We start from the raw sequence: 17,084 nt of genomic DNA, 5'->3' as shown, positions 1-17,084 counted from the left end.
GTTTGTGACGGCGCGGGCGGGATGCCCGCCCCGCCGGTACTCAAGCGTGGCGGAGCCATCGCGAGAGCTCACGAATCGTGGGGCGCTTGCCGTACATCAAAATTCCGGTCCGGTAGATTCGCCCGCTGATGAACATCACCACGCCAATCGTCGCGACCAGCAACAGCAACGACAGCGCGAGCTGCCATAGCGGCGGATCGTGGACAGCGAGGCGCTCGAACATCAGGATCGGCGAGCAGAACGGAAATAGCGAAACCAGCACCGAGAGCGGCGAATCCGACGACGTAGCCACCGGCAGAATCATCCCCGACGCAGCGATCAACGGCAGGATGACCACGAAGGTCCATTGCTGCGCTTCGTCGATCGAATTGAAGATCGCGCCGACGCCGGCGAAGATCGCGCTGTAGAGCAGGTAACCCAATATGTAGAAGATGACGAAGTAGACGATCAGCGATGGCCCCACGCCGAGCACCTCGATCGCGGTGCGGAGGTACAGGCTTCGCGACACACCGAACGCCGCCATCGTAAGCCATATCGCGATCTGGGTCAGGCCGACGCTGCCGGTGCCGAGAATCTTGCCAGTCATCAGTTCCTGCGCGCTCGCCGCGCACAGCAACACCTCGGTAATGCGCGAGCTCTTCTCTTCCATGACCGATCGCATCACCATCACGCCGTAAGACAGCAACGAAAAAAGCATCACGAACATGAGAATCAACACGACCGCGGCGCCGCGTACCGCGTTGTACACCGAAAACGTCTCGCCCCCGCGGACCGCGGTGAGATCGACGGGCTGTAGCGTCGCGGCCACGTCCCCGGCGCTGCTGCCCTGCTTCACCATGCGTTGCGCGGCGAATGCGTACGACAGCGCGTCGCCGAGCCGGCGCTGAAGAAGGAAATCGCCGGTGCGAGCGGTCGCAAAGACGACGCGGCGGGAAGCGAGCGCCGGGCCGTCGAGCCACACGTAGCCCTCGATGTCGCCCGCATCGAGCCGCCTGTCGAGTTGCTCGTGCTCGGCCGGCGACGCGGGAGAAACGACCGATGGCTCGTAGCGCGCACCCCGCTGGCGAATCAATTCGCCGCGCGCAAGCTCGGCCAGCGCGCGATTGTCGCATGCGATCACGATTCGCGCCGGGCGCTCGCTGTCGCGCACGATACCGCGCGCCGTCGATGCGCCGATCATCGCGGGCAGGATCAAAAATGACGCCATCAACAGCGGAGTAGCGAACGTGGAGAGGATAAACGAGTGCGTCCTGACCCGCTCGAGGTATTCCCGTTTTGCGATGATCCAGACTTTGCGAATCGAGAACTCAGTCATCTGTGCCGGCTATTCGATCGATAAAAATCTGTTCGAGCGACGGGTCCATCACCTGGAATCGGATCACGCGCAACCCGGCCGCTGCCGTGCGCAGCAGTTCCTGCGGGTCGGCGCCCGGCTTCAAGCGAATTTCGGCGTGGTTGCCGTAGTCATTCAAGGAATCGATGAGCGGATGGCCGCAAAGGCATCCGCCATCGCCTTCATAGTCAATTTGCACGAAGCGCCGGCCGTTACCGGCTTTGATCTCGCTCAGGCTCCCTTGCAGCACCGATTTGCCGCGATCGATCAGGCAAATCGAGTCGCACAGCCTTTCCACCTGGTCCATCCGATGGGTCGAGAACAGGATCGACTTTCCCGCCGTGCGAAGCCCGACCAGCACATCTTTGAGCTGCATCGTGTTGACCGGATCGAGGCCGGCGAACGGCTCGTCCATCACGATCAAGCCGGGATCGTGCAACAGCGCCGCGATGAACTGAATCTTCTGCTGCATCCCCTTCGACAACTCCTCGACCCGGCGATCGATCCAGTCCGCAATCTCGAGCCGCCGCGCCCATGCGCCGATTCGCTCCCGCGAGGTGGCGACCGACAGCCCCGCAAGCCGCCCGAGAAAAATCAGGTTGTCGCCGACGGTCATCCGGCGGTACAAGCCACGTTCCTCCGGCAGATAACCGACCCGGCGTAGCACGCGGCGGCGGAATGGCTCGCCAAATATCCGCACGCATCCCGAGTCGGGGGCGATGATGCCGATCATCATGCGGATGGTGCTGGTTTTGCCGGCGCCGTTGGGTCCGAGCAGGCCGAAAATATGCGCGGGCGGAATCTCGAACGAGAGATCGTCAACCGCGGTAAAGCCGCCGTACGACTTTCGGACCCGGAGCAGTTCGACAGTTGGAGTCAACGATTGAATGATTACGCCGGATTGCCGCAAAAGAGAACGGGGCTGTCGCGCATCGCGCGCGGCAGCCCCGTCAAGGATTCGAGCTTAGGGAGAGGCAAGAGCGCTACATATTGTCCACGATCGCCTTGCCGAACTCCGAGCACTTGAGCAGCTTCGCGCCGGTCGTCAGCCGCTCGAAGTCGTAGGTCACCTCTTTCTTGCCGATGGTCTTCTCGAGGCCGCGAACGATCCCGTCGGCAACTTCCTGCCATCCCATGTGCTCGAACATCATCACACCCGACAGGATAACCGAGCCCGGATTCACTTTGTCCTGGTCGGCGTACTTGGGCGCGGTGCCATGGGTCGCTTCGAAGATCGCGTGGCCGGTCAGGTAGTTGATGTTGGCGCCGGGAGCGATTCCGAGTCCGCCGACCTGCGCCGCGAGCGCATCGGAGAGAAAGTCGCCGTTCAAGTTCATCGTGGCGACGACGTCGAATTCATCGGGGCGCGTCAGCACCTGTTGGAGGGTGATATCCGCGATCGCATCCTTGACCAGCAGTTGGCCGGCAGGCGGCTTGCCGTTGCAATCGTCCCATCCCACGGCCTTGCCTTTGTATTCGCGTTTTACGAGTTCGTAGCCCCAATCGCGGAAGGCGCCCTCCGTGTACTTCATGATGTTGCCCTTGTGGACAAAGGTCACGCTCTTGCGCTTGTGGCTAATCGCGTAATCAAGCGCGGCGCGAATCAGGCGCTCGGAACCCTCGCGCGAAATGCATTTGATTCCGATTCCCGAGGTATTTGGGAAGCGCATATTCTTGACGCCCATATCCTCGAGCAAAAATTTGATGACCTTTTTTGCCTCGGGCGACTCCGCCGGCCATTCGATTCCCGCGTAGATGTCTTCGGTGTTCTCGCGGAAGATTACGACGTCGAGTTTCTCGGGATGCTTGACCGGACTCGGCACGCCCGCGAAGTAGCGCACCGGGCGCAGGCATACGTAGAGATCGAGCATCTGGCGCAGCGCGACGTTTAGCGAGCGGATGCCGCCGCCGATAGGAGTCGTGAGGGGGCCCTTGATGCCGACCAGGAATTCGCGGAATGCCTCGACGGTTTCGTCGGGCAGCCAGGTCTTCCAATTCTTGAACGGCTTATCGCCCGCGTACACTTCCATCCACGCGATCTGGCGCTTGCCGCCGTAGATTTTCTTCAGCGCGTTGTCAAAGACGTACTGCGACGCGCGCCAGATGTCAGGGCCGGTGCCGTCGCCTTCGATAAACGGAATGATCGGGCGGTCAGGAACTTTCAGGGTGTGATTGGCGCCAAGAGTAATCTTTTCGCCGTTGCTCGGAACTTTGATGTGCTGATATGCCATCGGTCTCTCGTTTAGCCTCTCTTATGTTGAGTGATTGAGCGCGGACGCGACGCGCATTTCCACATTTCCACTTTACGGGGCGTCGCGCAGCCACTCGGATTTATCCGGCCATCATACATCAATGGGTTTGCGACGCCAGTGCCAGCGGTGAACGGTAGTGTATCAATCCGATACACTACGCGTTGGCATCAATGCTCGCGGCCAGAACCCGAAACTTCGTTGACCTTAGTTAATTATTGCCTCGCGGAAAGCCTTTCCAGGTCCAGCTCCCGACCCGCCAAGCAGCCGCGGTTAACGCGAGCGCCTCGAACGCGCTATACTTTGCGCGGGCAAATCAAGCGGAGCATCCGATGGATTTCACCTACACGCCGGAACAGGAAAAATTTCGCGCCGAACTGCGGCGCTGGCTCGAAAAGAACTCCGCCGAAGCCTTCGGGCGCAAGGGCGAGGGTCTCGGCGGCTCGACCGCCAGCCTGCTCGACGTTCGGGACGACGGGCGATGGAATCAACTGCTCGACTACCATCGCCGGCTCTACCAGGCCGGTTACGTGGCGATGCACTGGCCCAAGGAATGGGGGGGAGGCGGCGCGAGCATGATCGACCAGGCCATCTACCAGGACGAAGTCTTGCGGCTCGCGCTGCCGCTTTACGGCGCCAATCAGCTGGCGATCGATCGAATCGGCCCGACCATCATGCATCTCGGCACCGAGCAGCAGAAGAAGCGCTACCTGCTCAAGATGCTGACCGGCGAGGAAATCTGGTGCCAGGGTTATTCCGAACCCGGCGCGGGCTCCGATCTCGCGGCCTTGCAGACGCGCGCGGTGCTCGACGGCGACACCTTCGTCATCAACGGGCAGAAAGTATGGACGAGTTTGGCGCATCGCGCGGACTGGCAGGTGCTGCTGGTCCGCACCGACCCGGCGGCGCCCAAGCACAAGGGGATTTCCTACCTGCTGGTCGATATGCATAGCCCCGGAATCACGGTGCGTCCGCTGGTTCAGATCACGGGCGACGCCGGATTCAACGAGGTCTTTTACGACAACGTGCGCGTGCCCAAGGAAAACCTGGTCGGCGAGCTGAACGCGGGATGGCAGGTGTCGATTGCGACGCTCATGTACGAACGAGTTTCCGGCGGCACGCGGCATCCGGTGGAACGCACGATCGGCGAGCTGCTCGAGCTCGCGAAGAAAGTGGATTTCCAGGGCGGCCCCGCGTGGAAGCATCCCTACGTGCGCCAGAAACTCGCGCAGTTCGCGACCGAGGCGCGATGCCTGCGCCTGTCGCGCTACCGCTCGCTGTCGGCGCAGCTCAAGGGCAAGGTGCCCGGCGTGGAGAGTTCATTCGGCAAACTTTTCGCCACCGAACTGAACTTGAGAGTCGCGATGTTCGCCGATGAGATGCTTGGTGCGTTCGCCAACGTCGAAGGCGGCAGCCTCGGCGCGGTCGAGGGCGGCCGCTGGATGCATCGGACGCTGGCGGCGCGCGGGCTTACGATCGCGGCGGGTTCAAGCGAGATTCAGCACAACATCATTGGCGAGCGGGTCCTCAAGCTGCCCAAGGGTTGAGGAGCCCGCGCGATTCCGGCGTCCCGGCCATTTCTCCAGCGTGTCTGCAAGTGACTGAGGCTGAGGAGGACACAAAAAAGGGAGCGCTTATCACGTGCCCTGGATCGGGGAGGCCCAGCGTGAGAAGACGGTATCGGAAATTTTTTCCAGCGACGGCATGAACTCCGCCGCCTGAGCGATCATTCGATCGGCCGCGATATTCTCGCGATTTAATTCCTTCGCGAACGCATCGGCCATCGCGGAGACCCCTTCGCGGGTCACCTCGAAATGAAACTGGAAGCCGTACGCCTTGTCGCCGTGACGAAACGCCTGGCACGGCGTCTTCTCCGACGACGCGAGCAAGGCCGCACCCGGAGGCAGATCGAAGATGTCGCCATGCCAATGAAACGGCGTCAGCGTCGCGGGCAAATCGCGCATTAGACGGTCGTGTTTGGCCGAAGCGTCGAGCCGGATCGGATGCCATCCGATTTCCTTGCCGTTGGGGTTGCGATCTACCTTCGCGCCGAGCGCGGCCGCAAGAATCTGCGCGCCCAGGCATACGCCGAGCACGGGTAGATTCAATTTCATCGCGTCCTCGATCAGGCGCATCTCGTCGCGCAGCCACGGATGCCGGTCAGTCTGATAGACGCCCATCGGACCGCCCATCACGATCAAGCCGCCAGCGCCCTTCATGCTCGCGGGTACGGGCTGGCCGTCGTAAACGCGCACGTATTGCCAGGCGAGCGCGGCGCCTTCGAGCGCGTGAGCTATGGCGCCGAGATTCTCGACCGGGTGATGCTGCAAAACATAAATCTTCGCCATCGACCGAAATGCCTTTTCACTCTTCGACGTGATCGAAACAAATCGCTAAAGCATCGTGCCGCGGCGGATGCGGCCGAGATGCGTATAGGCGCGCTGGGTCGCGACGCGGCCGCGCGAAGTGCGCGCCAGAAACCCCTCCTGCAGCAGGTAGGGCTCGTAAACTTCCTCGATGGTGTCGGATTCCTCGCCGACCGCAGCGGCAAGACTCTCGACGCCAACCGGTCCGCCGTCGAACTTGTCGATTATCGCGCCGAGAATCGCGCGGTCCATCTTGTCGAAGCCGGCGGTGTCGATTTCGAGCAGATCGAGAGCGGCCAGCGCGATTTCGCGCGTCACGACCGGCGCTTCGCCGACCTGCGCGAAGTCGCGCACGCGGCGCAGCAGGCGGTTGGCGATGCGGGGCGTGCCGCGCGAGCGCGAGGCTATTTCAGTGGCTCCTTTCTCGTCGATCGCCACCTTCAGCAAGTCGGCGGAGCGGCGCACTATCTCGCCCAGTTCAGCGTGATCGTAGAAGTCGAGGTGGTAATGCTGGCCGAATCTGTCGCGCAGCGGCGAGCTCAGCAACCCCGAGCGCGTGGTCGCGCCCACGAGAGTGAACGGATTGACCGACAGCTTCATCGTGCGCGCGCCCATCCCCTCGCCCACCACGATATGAAACTCGAAATCCTCCATCGCGGAGTAGAGCCGCTCTTCGACGACCCGCTGGAGACGATGAATCTCGTCGATAAAGAGCACGTCGTGCGCTTCAAGGTTGTTCACGATTGCAGCCAGGTCGGCGGCGCGTTCGATAGCGGGACCCGAGGTGACGTGGACATTGACGCCGAGCTCGCGGGCGATGATGTGTGCGAGCGAGGTCTTGCCGAGGCCGGGAGGTCCGGCGAAGAGCACGTGATCGAGCACTTCGGCGCGTCCGCGGGCGGCTTTGATCGACATGCCGAGAATTTTTTTGGTGCGCTCCTGACCGATGAATTCGGCAAGCGCGCGCGGGCGTAGCGCGAGATCGAGCCGGCGTTCTTCTTCGTGACCGACGCGCGCGGTGGGCCGTCCTTGGGCGGGCGCAGCCGGGCCGGCATCTTCGCGAGGCTTATTTTTCGCCAAGCAGCACCGCCAATGACTTACGAATTATCACTTCGGGATTTTCCGCCGCGCCGGCGTCCGCGGCGACGACCGCGTCAACCGTGCGTTTGGCTTCAACGGGTTTCATGCCGAGGTTCACCAGCGCTGAAACTGCTTCGTCGGCCGGGCCGGCCGGTCTTGCGGCTCCATCCGGCGCGGGCCGGAGATAGCCGTCGGGCGCGGCGGTTGACGGCGCTGCCATCTTCAAGTCAGCGACTTTGTCGCGCAGTTCGCGCACGACCCGCTCCGCGACCTTGGGACCGACCCCAGGCACCGCGTCGATTCTGTCGACGTCGCCTTTGCCGATTGCAGCGGCCAGTTCTTCGGGCGCAAGCGCCGACAGGATCGCGAGCGCGAGTTTCGGGCCGACGTGCTGCACGCTCATCAACAGGTCGAAGGCGCGTTTCTCGGTGGCGCTGGAGAATCCGTAAAGCGTGAGCGCATCCTCACGCACGACCTGGCGTATTTCGAGCGCGACGGGGTCGCCGAGTTGCGGCAATCGATAGTAGGTGCTCAGCGGAATCAGCACTTCGTAGCCGACGCCGCCGGTCTCGACTACGATCCGGCCCGCATCGCGAACCGCCAGCGAGCCCGTCAGCGACGCGATCATTGCGGCGCCATCCGGGGCTTGCTTCGGCGCGGCGCGCGCGGGCGAATGCGCTCGATCGCCTCGACCAGGTTGGGGACGCGTCCGCGGCCAAGATGGCAAAGCGCCAGCGCGAGCGCGTCGGCGGCGTCGTCGGCGAGATCGATCGCCGGGTCGAGTTTCAGCGTCTTGCGCACCATGTATTTCACCTGCGCCTTGTCGGCGTGTCCGTGACCGGCGACGCAGAGCTTAACTTCGTTGGGGGGATATTCGAACATCGCGAGGCCGCGCTCCGCCGCCGCGAGCATCGCCATCGCGCGGGCCTCGCCGATGCGAAACGCGCTCTGCACATTGACGGCGACGAAATGACGCTCGAGGCTCAGCGCTTCGGGAGAGAACTCATCGATGATGGCGAGAAGATTTTCGTGGATGCGGCGCAAGCGCCCGGGTCCCGGCGCGAGCGATGCGCATCGGATCGTACCGGCGGTGACGTAACGTTCGCCGGGACCTTCGACGACACCGTAACCGCATACCGCACTCCCGGGATCCACCCCGAGTATCCGCATACCCCACCTCCGCAGCAGAACCCGCGCGCCGCTAGGCTGCCGAGAACTGCGCCATCTCTTCGTCGCTGATGTCGAAGTTCGCGGCGACGTTCTGCACGTCGTCATGATCCTCCAATTCTTCCATCAGCTTGAGCACCTGCTCGGCCGCATGGCCGGAAACCGCAACCGTATTTTCGGGAATCCGCGTTTGTTCCGAATGCGCGATCGCAAGGCCGGCTTTTTCCAGCGCGTCACGCACGACGTTCAATTTGTCGGGCGAAGTCAGGACCTGGAAGGTATCGCCGTCGCTGGTCACGTCGTCGGCGCCCGCGTCGAGCGCGAGTTCGAGCAGCTTGTCCTCGTCGATGGCGGATTTTTCGATTCCGATCACGCCGCGCTTTTTGAACATCCAACCGACGCATCCCGCCTCGCCCAGGTTCCCGCTGCGCCGGGAAAAGATGAAGCGCAACTCCGCGACGGTGCGATTGCGATTGTCCGAGAGCACGTCAACCATTATCGCGACGCCGCCCGGGCCGTAGCCCTCGTAAGTGATTTCCTCGAGCGAGGCGCCGGCTATTTCGCCAGTACCCTTCTTGATGGCGCGATCGATGTTGTCGTTGGGCATCGATTGCTTCTTGGCCACCGTCACGGCGGTGCGCAAGCGTGGATTGGAATTGAGGTCGCCGCCGCCGAGTCGCGCCGCGATCGTGATTTCCTTGATCAGCTTGGTGAAGGCGCGTCCGCGCTTGGAGTCGGTAATCGCCTTCTTATGCTTGATCGAACTCCATTTCGAATGACCAGACATGACCAATACCTTCTCCGGGGCCGCCTTGGCGGGCAGGTCCCGACGAAGCGGAGATTATCATAAAGATTCGCCCAAGGGGGAATGGCGCGGAGGCGATAGCGTCGCGGCGGGCGAGTGTGAAAAACTTGGCTTAACCACCGCCCGCTTCTGTTATCATGCTGGGGCGAGCGATCCGATGAATGGGCCAATGTTTGGGGTGAGAGTTTCGATTTTGGGCGTGATTGCGGCGCTGTTTGCCGCTGGATGCTTCTATCCGCCGGTTACACAGCCGCCGCCGGACGAACAGCAGGAAGTGGTGATTCCGCTGCCGTACGACCTCGCGTGGGATGCGGTGAACGCGGTCATCACCGAAAACTCGTTCCACGTGCAGGCGCAGGACATGACCAACGGGATTATCGAGGCGGTCGGTCCGCGCTTCACGCTGCACGACGCCGATTGCGGAAAGATAAAGAGTATCGCCGGCACTTACACGGCCCAGCCGGAGCAGAACTCGTCGTCGGTGTACAATTTCCTGGTGCGGCCACGGGGTCCTGAGGCGAGTATCGTCAAGGTGCGCGCCACGTTCAATTCGTCGGTCAAGGTCCCGTTGCATCCGGCCACCGACGTCGATTGCGTATCGCATGGGGTGCAGGAATCGGATCTGCTGCGCGAGGTATTGGTCCAGGCGAAGAAGACCCATCGCCCGGTGTTCGCCAATTCGCCGCGACCAGCTCCGTCGTCAGCCAGCGCCAGATCGTCAGCGCCGGCGACGGTGCGCAATCAACCCAAGCTCCCGTCCTCGATCGATAAAGCTGAGAGCGACGTGCCGCCGTCGATGCGGGGGTTTTCGCTCAACGGGCGTTCCAATATGCCCAATCTGCCTGCGCCCCCGCCGAATTGATGCCCAAGGTCCGCGCGGGTTTGACACTCGCGCGCGGCGAGGCGCTGGACAAAAGCGAACGCCGCGAAGTCACGCGCGCAGGAACAAGCTGCCGCCGAGATTTCGTTCGGCGGCAGCTGATGCGGGCCCAATGGCGAAATTTCGCCTTCAGTTCATTTTGAAACCGAAGACGGATCACTCTGCGGGCGGCGCAAACCAGATCACATTTCCGCTTGAATCTTTCACCAACGCGCCACCGCCCTCGGTGCTCGAGTAGCCCGCATCGAAGCGATCTTGTCCGGTTGCGTCGAGCGCGAGCATCCCGTTGACGGAACCGTCGCCGAGTCCGCCCAACTCGAGTTGCGGCTTGCCGGTTGCGTCGTAGGTAACCGCCCCAGCCGCGGTTCCATTAGGCGCTACGCCAGCCACATAGCGGGTCACGTTGTTCGAATCGCCGGCAAAGAAACCCGAACCGTTGGCGGCATTTCCGAAACCGGCACGTGAGTACCCGTTGCTGTCCATAACATCTGAGCCGGCGCTGGCGCCGTCCGCGCTGACGCCGCTTACCAGCACCGTGTTTCCGTTGCCATCAAGCGCCGTCAGCCCCGCGCCTTGACTGTTGATTCCGACGGCGGCGCGGACCACACCGTTTCCAGGCAGGACGGAATTGCCGTCATACAGCGCCAGCCCGGCGCTTGACGTGCCTCCATTCTGACTGACACCCAGCGCGAGCAACCACTTGCCTTTATCGATGAACACCAACCCGGCGCCGTTGCTGCTGGTGCCGAGCACAGCGGCAACCTGACCGGCTGCGTTTACCAGGTCGATCTGCTGCGCGGTGATAGTTTGTGCGGTGATAGTTTGTGCGGTGATAGTTCCGGCGTCGAGTGACACCAACTTCTTCACCGCCTTCGCCAGCGACTGCGGAGTCGAGGTCATCGCGGCCATGGCAAGCACCGTGACCGCAACGATCACCTTCATCGCCCGATTAGCTTTCTCAAGCCGCGCGACCCGCTCGTCCAAGGCACAGATCTGACTGTCCATTTAAGTCCCCTCCGCTGTTAAACCGGGCTGCTGCGGAACGACCGCGCCCGGAATGTTCAGAAACCAGGTGCTGCTCAAAGGCTGATAGAGACTAGACCTATCCGATGGCAATTTCCAAGAAGACGGCGCAATGGGTGGCAGGGGGCGGTTTGAGAGTCAAATCCACAAAATGCGGTGTCGCTATCCGGCGCCGGGGCGGTCGGGGATTAGGGCTTCAGCAGGCACGATTAGGTTGTCGGTTGTGCCGGGGATTTTCCAATACAGGTGCAGGTACGAGCCGCCGGCGATATTTCGCTCGCCCACTTCAATCCGATGCGGCCCCTCGGTGAGGTAGATACTGCCGGCGTCGTGAGGCTTGCTTACCAGGCCCGGATCGTGAATCACCTGCGTGCCATCCACCGTGACCCATCCCGAATCGTCCACGTCGATCGTAAACTCGTAGTCGCCGGTCGCTGGCGCGATCAGATTGCCGCGCCAGATGTCGCACGACGGAAACGGCATCGCGCCCATGCTGGCGATGTCATAGAAGTCGATCTGCCGATCGATTCGCACTATATGCGGCGCGCTATTGCCGCACTGCTCGCCCACGTAGTACCTGCCCAGCAATCCGTGGTCGCCGATACCCACGAACCCCTGCATGACTCGCTGATTCATCGAGAGCAGGAACACGGCTGCGATCCCCATCGTCGCGGCGATTTGCGTCAGGCGGCGCGACGCGCCAATTCCCCATAGCCCGAGCGATTCCGACAGATCGAACGAGCCGAAGATCCAACACACGGCGAGCGGCCAGAGCTGAAACGGGCCGGGCAGTCCGATGAGTTTGCCGAGGTTGAAGGCGACCGAGTCGTCGACGACCATTCCGCCGCCGAAGAATGCGTCGCGGTTGGTGGCGAAGTCGCCGCGCATGAATTGCTGAAGGGCGAAGTCGCGCACCGGGTTGTCATATTCGTAGGGGAAATGCGGATTGGTCGCAGTCGCCATCAGCATGATGGCGGCTGACAGCGCGCCCACCGCGCCCAGCAGCCAGTCCCAGGCGGCGGGAAGAAAAGCGAGCGCGAGGACCATGAATGGAATCGAGGCGACAATTTGCCGCGGACCGGTCGCGGTGCCGCCTCCCCACGATACAATCGATTCGCCGTACGAGGCGTTGAACAGAACCAGCACGACAAACGAATAAACCGTGACGATGAATTCGGCGCGCCATCGTTTCAGCCGCGCGAAATAACCCACGCCGAAGATCGACAGCAACAGTACAGGGTTGCAGAAAAACAATCCGCGCTGCGGATCGACCAGCACGTTCCAGAGAATTCGGGCCTTCGGATAGGTCAGACCGACGAATCCGACCGCTTGCTCGGGAAATTGACGATTCTCGGCGGGCGAGAGCTTGAACGCCTGGTAACTGAAGAAGAGCGGATTTCCGAAGGCGCCCCAGTTGTAGGCAAGCATGATCGCGACAGTGATCGCGGCGCCGGCGGAGAACGCCGCCAGCTGCGTCCATCGGGGCAGTTTGAACAAGGCGTAGATTCCGATCGCGGCGGCAACCAGGAAGACCGGATAATCGTTGAGCACGGCCCATCCCGCCAGAAACCCGGCCGCAAACGCGCGCGTGGAGGATGGAAGAGTCTCGAACGTCGCCAGCAGGTAGAATGCGGTGAAAACGCATACCGCGGCGACGGGTTCGCCGGTGAGTTCCGTCGCGTACGGAAACGCGATCGTCCCAAGGCCAAGGATCAGCGCGACGCCGGCCGCGCGGCCCTCCGACGCGCCGAGAAATCGCGCAAAGCGAAACATGACGACGCACAGCGCCGAGATCAGCAAGCCGGTCGTGAACACGGTGGTCAGGTAAGTTACAAAGGCCCAGTACGCCGGCTCGTGAGCCGCGCTCAGAGGCATCAGCCCGATTCGGAAAATCAGCCACGGGATGAGCGCCGTGTAGGACGTGCCAGGCGCCTTAACGGAATAAATGCGGCCGTGGAAGGTGACGATGTCGGCGGTGTTGAAGCCGCAAAAGTCGTTGATCCAGAGCACCCCTTTCTCGATCATCGAGCGCAGCAGGTCGAAGCGGCACGCGATGCTCTGGTCGGAGCCCTGATAAAAGTAGGCGTATGTGATGAACGGGATCATGAAGATCGCAGTCTCGATTTGCCGGCTGCGATCCTCCGGGGCGATCGCGCGAGGAGAGTTGGCGGCGGCCCACTTCATCGCTTGCTCGAGCGCCCGGACATGGCGGCGCGAAAGGTGTTGAAGATGCGAAAGTCGTCGTCGCCGAATATGCGCCAACCCGCCCATGCGATCGCCGCCAGCGCCACAAACGTGAACGCCAGCGAGATCGGCGAGCCGATCGGCGCCGGCGCCGCCTGTTGCCGAATCACATTCAAGTCGTAAGTGGGGGCCGCGCTGGGGGGCGGCGCGTCAATCCGGACCAGCGACGCATTTCTGAAGAATGCCTTGCCGGTGTTGAGGCTGCCGAATCCGCCGATTCGCAGAGCTACGTCGATGTCCGCGCCGTGTCCCCCCACCTTGAGGTACAGCGTCACGCGCTGCCAGTCGGTGGTGCCGTGGATGTCGGCCGACATGATGCCGTCTTCCATCACTGAGATCGTCGCGCCGCTTTCCTTGGCGCCGACGTTTTCGGTGCGGAGATCGACGCTGAGCTGATACCATCCCGCCGCCAGGGTCAGCGGTTGCATCCATCGCGCGTCGTTGGCCTTGAGATTATCGACCTCGAGCTCGCTGGGCTTATCGGTGTAGGAATGCCAATGGGCCTGGAACGAGTCGGGGTTGTTGATCCAGGCCTCGGTACGCCACAAATCGGGCTGATCCTCGGAGCCTTTGGCGAAGTCGCCGTTGAGCAGCAGATTTTTCTGATCGGCGGCGGCGGCGCGACGCGGTGCGAATACGGCGGCAAGCGTCGCGCACAGAAAAACTGCGCAGAGCAAAATCGCGCGGCGGCCACGATATGAATGCAGGTAAGCGATCATATCCAACTACTCAGTCCCGCGGCTTGCAGCCACATCCGCGCGTAATATCCGCTGCGGCTGATCGGCATGCCGACCCAAATCGGAAAGTAGTACACGAACAGAACCAGCGCGGCGAGCACGAACACGGCGGCAACGTATCGGCCCGCGTACGAAGTCTTGAGCAGGAAAAATCCGTACGCGCCGATTACCACGATGAAAGTGATCCATCCCCATGTCGCCGGCATCCCGAGAAAAAAGACCGGCATCATCGTCAGCAACAGCGCGGAATGCTCCCACGGCTCAGCGCGCTCCTTGAAACATTCGGCGAGCAAAATCGCCAGCGCGAGGTATCCGAAGTAAACCGAGGCCATGTAGTGGTAGAGGAAGAGCGTGCGGCCGATCCAGGCCCAGATCAAGAGAAAGCTGATATAGCCGATGACGAGAAACGAGCGGGTCAGGCTCGGGCGCTCGATCGCATTGATAAAGGTGATCGTGATCGCGGTCAGCGCGCCCCACCATAGGAGAGGATTTCCTCCGCCCCACACGGTTTGCACGTCACCCGTCTTGGGGAAGTTCTGCCAGTACGCGATCGGGCGCAGCATAAACGGCCAGCTCCACCAAGGCGACGCGTACGGATGCGTGGCGGACGCGACGCTCTTCTCGTACCCGACGACGTCGCTGTAGTACTTGAACAGATCCGCGATTCCGCCCCACCAGCCGAGCCAGTAATGCGGAAAGAACACCGCGATGTAGGCAATCGCGGCGACCGATCCAACGAGCGCGACTGCGCCAACGCTCATCGGTTCCAGCACGCTCGCCAGCGATGGCATCCGCCACGGCGGCGCCGCCGATGACGAGCGGCTGCGCCAGAAAAGTTCTGCAACGCGGATCGCCAGCACTGCGAGAACGGTCACCAGAATGTGCGCGAATGTTTCGCCGATCAGGAAAAGCAGCAATCCGAGGACAATACAGGTCGTTGCAATGGAGAGCACCGAAGCTTGATCGAAGAGGTTGATTGCGTTCGGGACCGGCGCGGGCGCTTTGATTTTCTTCGCCTTGGAGTCGATTGGCGCCTTTGGCTCGACGACCGCCGGCGCGGCCGGCGCCGCCTTGGGACGGTCCCTCGCAAGCACATAGAGAATGAAACCCATCACCAGCAAGAAGGTTATCGCCGGGATGTAGAATTTGCTGGCCAGGCACAGACCCAGCGCCAGACCAATCCACGGCAGGATGCGCCGGCGCGCGCCCGCATCGGGCGTTTGCGCGAATTTGAAAAAGAGCAAGTACGCGACTGCCGCGCAGGTGAGATAGACGATGTCGATGACGGCGAAGCGCGAATCGACCAGGTACATCCCGTCGCAAAGGATGATCGCGCCCGCGATCGCACCGACCAGCCGCGAGCCCGACATCCGGCGCCCGAGCAGGTAGGTGATTCCCACCAGTGCCGTCCCAAGCGTGGCGTTGCCGACCCGCCAACTCCACGGATGATCGCCAAAAATGAGGATGCCTGCGGCGATCACGAGCTTGGCCAGCGGCGGATGAGGATCGAGGAAGGACTCGCCATGCAAATAATGGCGTCCCTGCGCGACGAAATGGACCTCATCGAAAACGATCTCGGCGGGATGCCCAAGGTGCCAGAAGCGCGTGATTGCGGCGGCGATCAACAGAGCCGAGATGATGATCGTATCGGTGGCGATCCACGCGGGCGCGGCGGCCGGTTCTTCAACGTAATCCTCGACCTGCCGGGGCATGGCGAATCTCCTGAAGAACGCACCGACGGCGTCGGTCACACCGCTTGCGCCCTGCAGCCGCGTTGCGCCGTAGTAAACGGCCAGCCCAAGCGCGACCACGTTGAGCGCCGAAGTCGCCATCGCGATCCCATCGCGCGCGTCCAGGAACACCACGGTGTTAAGCGTGTGCAGGACATAGGCCAAATTGATCAAGCCGGTGATCGAGATAACTACGAAGACGGCAAGCATCTCAGGCGCTTCCAGAGCCAACGGCACCGCAAGCACGATCGCGGGGTAAAGGTACCGCTCGTGCATCCTGGGCGCAACCATGAAGAATCCAAAAATCGCGACGAACGAGGCGAACAGGAGGCGCGAGGGCGTGCGGCCGCGCCACAAGATCCACGCCACGAATCCGTAAAGCGGTACCAGCAGGCTCATCCCGAGCGCAAAGTACGATACTCCCGCAAGCGTCGCCGAATCCGCCTGGCGAAGCCCGCCGATCAGCGCCATCAGGTTGAATGCGTTGACCGAAGTCTCGTGGTAGTACGCCGCGGTGGAAGTATAGAGCTTGATAATCCAGTTCCACTCATGGCCGACTTGGAACGGCGCGATGCCGATGATCGCGACCGCAATCAGCGCGACTCCCGACCTGATCCACGTCGCGAAGTCGGCCTCGAGCATCGTCCACACGCCGAGCACCGGAAGCATCATCAACCCCTGCGGCTTGACCAGTACCGCGATCGCAGCGAGTCCCCATGCGATTTCGTATTTCCGACCGAGCATCGCCACGATGCTGAGCAGGGTGACGAACGTCAGCACCGAGTCGCTCTGGCCCCAGACGACGGTGTCGAACAACAGCGACGGATTCAGCGCGACCATCAGCATCGCGACAAAGGCCATCCCGGGCCGGCTGCCACGGCGCACGAACGCGTACATCAGAAGCGCGAGAGCGAAGTCGGCGACGATCGCGGGACTCTCGATTATGATTCGGTAAACATCTCCCGAAGCGCCCACGGCACGCGCGACGAGACCCGCGACCCACAGCGCGTACAGATAGCCGGGCGGATAATCGAGGAAATATCCCTCCTGATAGGTATGCGCGGGACCGAGGGTCGCGATTTGGCCCGCCCACGCCTGGTAACTGCCAACGTCGGGGCCGAAGCCGGGAAAGAACGGCATCACCGCGAGCTTCACGGCGGCCAAAACGGCGAGCACCAGCAGCGCGCCTGTAAGCCCGGAGTCGCGCTCGCCGGCAAGCGGGCGGAGGTAGTCAATCAACGCGTAGGCGACCAGCGCGATCAGAATCGCGCCGGCAATGAACCCCGGCAATTTCCCGCTGGGCGCTTGGGGAGCCGATGCGGCCGCGATCGAAAATACCGACAACGCGGCAGCGCCCCACCGCAAAAATGGCGCCCCCGTAATCCACCGCCGATGCCTGTCGCCCGCGACCTTCAACGCTCGATCTTCCTGCTATTGCCCATATCGCGCGCCGCTAAGATAGCGGTTATT

14 protein-coding genes are annotated in these 17,084 nt (G+C 62.2%); 2 read left to right on the top strand and 12 right to left on the bottom strand.

Going from position 1 to position 17,084, the window contains the following annotated elements:
• Positions 1–40 precede the first annotated feature (40 nt).
• From ABR989_RS08500 to icd, 3 genes are all read right to left on the bottom strand, one after another.
• Complete coding sequence (locus ABR989_RS08500; protein WP_428127543.1) at positions 41–1,315, bottom strand: ABC transporter permease; 1,275 nt, start codon at positions 1,313–1,315, stop codon at positions 41–43.
• Positions 1,308–2,213, bottom strand: coding sequence for an ABC transporter ATP-binding protein (locus ABR989_RS08495; RefSeq protein ID WP_428127541.1), 906 nt, complete (start codon positions 2,211–2,213; stop codon positions 1,308–1,310). Before ABR989_RS08495 ends, ABR989_RS08500 begins: the two co-directional genes overlap by 8 nt.
• A gap of 103 nt (positions 2,214–2,316) precedes the next feature.
• The gene (icd, locus tag ABR989_RS08490) at positions 2,317–3,564 is read right to left on the bottom strand and encodes an NADP-dependent isocitrate dehydrogenase (RefSeq protein WP_428127539.1); all 1,248 of its coding nucleotides are present in this window, start codon (positions 3,562–3,564) and stop codon (positions 2,317–2,319) included.
• A 350-nt stretch (positions 3,565–3,914) separates the two neighbouring features.
• On the opposite strand from icd, the gene ABR989_RS08485 reads away from it, so the two are divergent.
• Positions 3,915–5,129, top strand: a complete 1,215-nt coding sequence (locus tag ABR989_RS08485; protein WP_428127537.1) for an acyl-CoA dehydrogenase family protein — start codon at positions 3,915–3,917, stop codon at positions 5,127–5,129.
• Positions 5,130–5,219: 90 nt separating this feature from the next.
• On the opposite strand, the gene ABR989_RS08480 is transcribed toward ABR989_RS08485, so the two are convergent.
• From ABR989_RS08480 to ABR989_RS08460, 5 genes are read right to left on the bottom strand one after another with little or no spacing between them, the layout of a single operon-like run.
• Positions 5,220–5,930, bottom strand: a complete 711-nt coding sequence (locus ABR989_RS08480) for a type 1 glutamine amidotransferase (RefSeq protein ID WP_428127535.1) — start codon at positions 5,928–5,930, stop codon at positions 5,220–5,222.
• A gap of 45 nt (positions 5,931–5,975) precedes the next feature.
• Positions 5,976–7,028, bottom strand: coding sequence for a Holliday junction branch migration DNA helicase RuvB (ruvB, locus tag ABR989_RS08475; RefSeq protein ID WP_428127533.1), 1,053 nt, complete (start codon positions 7,026–7,028; stop codon positions 5,976–5,978).
• Positions 7,015–7,656 carry a Holliday junction branch migration protein RuvA gene (gene ruvA, locus ABR989_RS08470; RefSeq protein ID WP_428127531.1) on the bottom strand — a complete coding sequence of 214 codons (642 nt, stop codon included), beginning with the start codon at positions 7,654–7,656 and terminating at the stop codon, positions 7,015–7,017. Before ruvA ends, ruvB begins: the two co-directional genes overlap by 14 nt.
• Positions 7,653–8,198, bottom strand: coding sequence for a crossover junction endodeoxyribonuclease RuvC (ruvC, locus tag ABR989_RS08465; protein WP_428127529.1), 546 nt, complete (start codon positions 8,196–8,198; stop codon positions 7,653–7,655). Before ruvC ends, ruvA begins: the two co-directional genes overlap by 4 nt.
• Positions 8,199–8,229: 31 nt before the next feature.
• Positions 8,230–8,982, bottom strand: a complete 753-nt coding sequence (locus tag ABR989_RS08460) for a YebC/PmpR family DNA-binding transcriptional regulator (protein WP_428127527.1) — start codon at positions 8,980–8,982, stop codon at positions 8,230–8,232.
• Between the two features lie 175 nt (positions 8,983–9,157).
• On the opposite strand from ABR989_RS08460, the gene ABR989_RS08455 reads away from it, so the two are divergent.
• Positions 9,158–9,862 (top strand): hypothetical protein, encoded by a 705-nt coding sequence (locus ABR989_RS08455; protein WP_428127526.1) that lies wholly within the window; start codon positions 9,158–9,160, stop codon positions 9,860–9,862.
• A 174-nt stretch (positions 9,863–10,036) separates the two neighbouring features.
• On the opposite strand, the gene ABR989_RS08450 is transcribed toward ABR989_RS08455, so the two are convergent.
• The 4 genes from ABR989_RS08450 to ABR989_RS08435 all read right to left on the bottom strand — a co-directional run bounded on the left by ABR989_RS08450 (position 10,037) and on the right by ABR989_RS08435 (position 17,030).
• The gene (locus ABR989_RS08450; protein ID WP_428127524.1) at positions 10,037–10,885 is read right to left on the bottom strand and encodes a hypothetical protein; all 849 of its coding nucleotides are present in this window, start codon (positions 10,883–10,885) and stop codon (positions 10,037–10,039) included.
• A 180-nt stretch (positions 10,886–11,065) separates the two neighbouring features.
• The gene (locus ABR989_RS08445; protein WP_428127523.1) at positions 11,066–13,087 is read right to left on the bottom strand and encodes a PA14 domain-containing protein; all 2,022 of its coding nucleotides are present in this window, start codon (positions 13,085–13,087) and stop codon (positions 11,066–11,068) included.
• Complete coding sequence (locus ABR989_RS08440) at positions 13,084–13,866, bottom strand: hypothetical protein (protein WP_428127521.1); 783 nt, start codon at positions 13,864–13,866, stop codon at positions 13,084–13,086. Before ABR989_RS08440 ends, ABR989_RS08445 begins: the two co-directional genes overlap by 4 nt.
• Positions 13,863–17,030 (bottom strand): phospholipid carrier-dependent glycosyltransferase, encoded by a 3,168-nt coding sequence (locus ABR989_RS08435; RefSeq protein ID WP_428127520.1) that lies wholly within the window; start codon positions 17,028–17,030, stop codon positions 13,863–13,865. Before ABR989_RS08435 ends, ABR989_RS08440 begins: the two co-directional genes overlap by 4 nt.
• Positions 17,031–17,084: the final 54 nt, after the last annotated feature.

Origin of the sequence: Binatus soli (SeqCode), assembly GCF_050015535.1 — a bacterium.
Classification (GTDB): domain Bacteria; phylum Desulfobacterota; class Binatia; order Binatales; family Binataceae; genus Binatus; species Binatus soli.
The sequence above is the reverse complement of the archived record's forward strand: the minus strand, read 5'-3'. Positions and strand labels throughout refer to the sequence as shown.

What these genes read in the sequence shown, in the direction of transcription:
- ABR989_RS08500 (WP_428127543.1), bottom strand. Translation starts at nt 1,315, where the DNA reads ATGACTGAGTTCTCGATTCGCAAAGTCTGGATCATCGCAAAACGGGAA.
- icd (WP_428127539.1), bottom strand. Translation starts at nt 3,564, where the DNA reads ATGGCATATCAGCACATCAAAGTTCCGAGCAACGGCGAAAAGATTACT.
- ABR989_RS08485 (WP_428127537.1), top strand. Translation starts at nt 3,915, where the DNA reads ATGGATTTCACCTACACGCCGGAACAGGAAAAATTTCGCGCCGAACTG.
- ABR989_RS08480 (WP_428127535.1), bottom strand. Translation starts at nt 5,930, where the DNA reads ATGGCGAAGATTTATGTTTTGCAGCATCACCCGGTCGAGAATCTCGGC.
- ruvA (WP_428127531.1), bottom strand. Translation starts at nt 7,656, where the DNA reads ATGATCGCGTCGCTGACGGGCTCGCTGGCGGTTCGCGATGCGGGCCGG.
- ruvC (WP_428127529.1), bottom strand. Translation starts at nt 8,198, where the DNA reads ATGCGGATACTCGGGGTGGATCCCGGGAGTGCGGTATGCGGTTACGGT.
- ABR989_RS08460 (WP_428127527.1), bottom strand. Translation starts at nt 8,982, where the DNA reads ATGTCTGGTCATTCGAAATGGAGTTCGATCAAGCATAAGAAGGCGATT.
- ABR989_RS08455 (WP_428127526.1), top strand. Translation starts at nt 9,158, where the DNA reads ATGAATGGGCCAATGTTTGGGGTGAGAGTTTCGATTTTGGGCGTGATT.
- ABR989_RS08450 (WP_428127524.1), bottom strand. Translation starts at nt 10,885, where the DNA reads ATGGACAGTCAGATCTGTGCCTTGGACGAGCGGGTCGCGCGGCTTGAG.
- ABR989_RS08445 (WP_428127523.1), bottom strand. Translation starts at nt 13,087, where the DNA reads ATGAAGTGGGCCGCCGCCAACTCTCCTCGCGCGATCGCCCCGGAGGAT.
- ABR989_RS08440 (WP_428127521.1), bottom strand. Translation starts at nt 13,866, where the DNA reads ATGATCGCTTACCTGCATTCATATCGTGGCCGCCGCGCGATTTTGCTC.